Origin of the sequence: Flavobacterium sp. ACAM 123, from assembly GCF_000264055.1 — a bacterium.
Classification (GTDB): domain Bacteria; phylum Bacteroidota; class Bacteroidia; order Flavobacteriales; family Flavobacteriaceae; genus Flavobacterium.
Genome location: NZ_AJXL01000193.1, coordinates 1 through 3059 on the forward strand (window position 1 = coordinate 1; position 3059 = coordinate 3059).

Annotated in this window: 4 protein-coding genes; all 4 read left to right on the forward strand. The window is 29.6% G+C overall.

The window, feature by feature from the left end:
* Window positions 1-187 (forward strand): hypothetical protein (locus A3SG_RS22560; RefSeq protein WP_035664673.1); only part of this gene is annotated, 187 nt, incomplete at its 5' end.
* 65 nt (window positions 188-252) lie between these two features.
* Window positions 253-1155: a glycosyltransferase family A protein gene (locus A3SG_RS0118025; RefSeq protein WP_016991390.1), complete on the forward strand. Its 903-nt coding sequence runs from the start codon at window positions 253-255 to the stop codon at window positions 1153-1155.
* On the forward strand, window positions 1152-2087 hold the full coding sequence (locus A3SG_RS0118030; protein WP_016991391.1) for a glycosyltransferase family 2 protein: 936 nt from the start codon (window positions 1152-1154) through the stop codon (window positions 2085-2087). Before A3SG_RS0118025 ends, A3SG_RS0118030 begins: the two co-directional genes overlap by 4 nt.
* Window positions 2069-2992, forward strand: coding sequence for a glycosyltransferase family 2 protein (locus tag A3SG_RS20435; protein WP_016991392.1), 924 nt, complete (start codon window positions 2069-2071; stop codon window positions 2990-2992). Before A3SG_RS0118030 ends, A3SG_RS20435 begins: the two co-directional genes overlap by 19 nt.
* Window positions 2993-3059 lie beyond the last annotated feature (67 nt).

A 3059-nucleotide genomic window follows, 5' to 3' on the forward strand; every position in this document is an offset into this window, starting at 1 on the left:
AGAATTTGATAATGGACAGCGATTTTGTAAAACTTTATTAGCAAGTGGATATACCAAAGAGGCTTTTTTTTATTGGTTGAAAATTTTGAAATTAAGACCTACTTCAGAGGTGCATCAATACTTTTTTAGAATGTTTAAGAAACGATTATTGCATAAATTAGGGTTGTTAAATACAAATAAAAACTAACTTATTATCTGCTATTGTTAAGGAAAATAAGTCATTCGTAATTTTACCAATGAATTTTTAATATAATGCTCGCAATCATAATCCCATACTACAAGCGTAATTTTTTTGAAGAAACCCTAAAGTCATTAGATGCACAGAAGGATAAGCGATTTACAGTTTATATTGGTGATGATGGCAGTCTAGAGGATCCAACGGATTTACTAGAAATGTATCGAGGAAAATTTGATTTTGTATATAAACGCTTTGAAGACAATCTTGGAGGTACGGCTTTGGTTAGGCAGTGGGGTCGTTGTATCGCACTTTCAGAAAGTGAAGAATGGCTACTGATTTTGGGGGATGATGATAGTTTGGGAGAGAATGTAGTTGAAGAGTTTTACAGGAATTTGCCAGAGATAGAAAGTAACAGGATTAATCTAGTTAAGTTTGCTACTCAGTCTGTAAACAAAATGACAAATAGTGTTTCTGAAATTTTTGTAAATCAAAAATTTGAAAAGGCTACAGATTTTTATTACCGTAGGTATTTAGGTTTAGCTAGGAGTTCATTGTCAGAACATATTTTTAGAAGGGAAAGTTATTTGAAGTATAATTTTAAAAATTATCCCCTTGCTTGGCATAGTGATGATTATGCGTGGATAAATTTTGCTGAAAATAAGCCTATTTTATCAATTAATGAAGCTTTAGTTTTGATTTCTGTTTCCAATGAAAGCATATCAGGAATGACTACTAATGTATTTAAAAAAAATATTGCAGAGTCAAATTTTTTTATGGATTTAATAAAACATAAGTTAAATTTATTTAATCACAAACAACGATTAAAGTTATTGCTTCAAGCAGAAGTTTCTATAAGAAAAACTAGAAAATTATATTTATCAGAATGGAGAGTTTTATTTGTGATGTATTTATATAATTTTTTTATTTTTCATTTGTTAAAACTCATCAGAAGGTTTTTAAAAAGTATTATTAAATGAATTTACCATTAGTTTCCATAATTATCCCTACTTACAATCGTGGCCTCATAATAAGTGATACGCTCAACAGTGTTTTGGCACAAACCTACACTAATTGGGAGTGTATAGTAGTTGATGATGGCAGTACAGATAATACAGACGTCATTCTAGCAGGTTTTATAGAAAAAGATAGCCGGATTCAGTATTGTCATAGACCAGATGATAGATTAAAATCGGCAAGTACCTGCAGAAATATAGGATTCGAAATTTCAAAAGGCAGTTATATTCAGTATTTGGATTCAGATGACTTGATTTCGGAAAACAAACTTCAAGAACAAGTTGCAATTTTGAATAGTACTTCGGATTATTCCATTGCCACATGTAGATGGGGACGATTTTCGACTATTGATGGCGAAATAAAAATGATAGAAAATTTAGAATCCTATCAGTCTTTTGATTCAGCAGAAATCTTTTTGACCGCTTTGGCCAATTCAATGGGATATTTCCCTCCACATTGCTATTTAATAAAACGAAAGTTGATTGAAAAGTCGGCGGGGTGGAATGAATATATGTCTTTGAACGATGATACTGAATTTTTGATACGATTGTTTGTAAATACAGAAAATATTTATTTTTCTGCTGAGGCTATCGGGTATTACAGATATGGAAATAATACTAATTTGAGTTCTCACAACCAAGAGCAAAAAGTGATTGATATGATTAACAGTTTTAAAATGATAGACTGTTTGCTTAAAATTAGATTTAAAGTAAAATCGGTATATTATATTGAGGTTATTAAGGACGAGATATATGACAATGTCATAAAAAGTTTTCCTCATTTGATTTGTGAAAACAAAGTTTTTTTTATTAATCAATTAAATTTCAGGCTACTTAAAGTGATGGTAAAAAACAGATTAAAAAAGTATCTTAAAAAATGGAAAATAATGTTTTAGTCTCCATCATCGTCCCCTGTTATAACCAAGCCCAATTTTTGGACGAGGCTTTGCAATCAGTTTTAGACCAAACTTATACTGATTGGGAATGTATTATTGTCAATGACGGCAGTCCCGATCATACAGAAGAAGTAGCTAAAAAATGGGCGGCAAAAGACAATAGGTTTAACTATTATTATAAAGAAAATGGAGGTTTAAGTAGCGCTAGAAATCTAGGGCTAGAAAAGGCAAAAGGGGATTTTATTCAGTTTTTAGATTCAGATGATTGTATTGATAAGACAAAGTTAGAATTATCATTAGAGCAATTTAATGCTACTGAAAATAGTGGTGTTACAATAGTGATATCCAATTTTAGAATGTTTGTTGAAAACCATCAAAATACTACAGTTCCGTATTGTACTATTTATGAACAATTATTTAATTTTGAGAGTGTATTGTATCAATGGGAAGAAGTTTTTACAATACCAATTCATTGCGGTTTGTTTGAGGTTTCTTTTTTTAAAGGTTTTAAATTTCCAGAACACATAAAAGCTAAGGAAGATTGGGTGATGTGGGTTAGTCTTTTTAAAACGAATTGCACGGTAATTTTTATTGACAAACCTTTGGCTTTCTATAGGAGAAATCCAGCGAGTATGCAAAGCACTAGAGATATGCTTCCTGATTTTATTGAAGCTTGTGATTATTTTAAAAATTTATTAACTTATGATGAATATCGGAAGTTTTCTTTATTACTAATTTCAAGATATTATAAATCAAATAGAGAGTATAAAAACAAATGGACTGATCTTAAAAATTCTAATACTTTCCAAACAGGTTTAATGATAAAAAAAACATTAAAAACAATGGGAATTTTAAAACTATCGAAATCTTTGTTTCCTTTGTTTTTAAAATTAAAAACTAAATAGGTTATATATTGATTTTTATAATTAGGTCAAATTTCAAAAATGCAAATTGCTAATATTTTTTATGAAA

Bases quoted from the DNA above. Each gene is read 5' to 3' on its own strand.
- A3SG_RS0118025 (WP_016991390.1), top strand. From the start codon at position 253: ATGCTCGCAATCATAATCCCATACTACAAGCGTAATTTTTTTGAAGAA.
- A3SG_RS0118030 (WP_016991391.1), top strand. From the start codon at position 1,152: ATGAATTTACCATTAGTTTCCATAATTATCCCTACTTACAATCGTGGC.
- A3SG_RS20435 (WP_016991392.1), top strand. From the start codon at position 2,069: ATGGAAAATAATGTTTTAGTCTCCATCATCGTCCCCTGTTATAACCAA.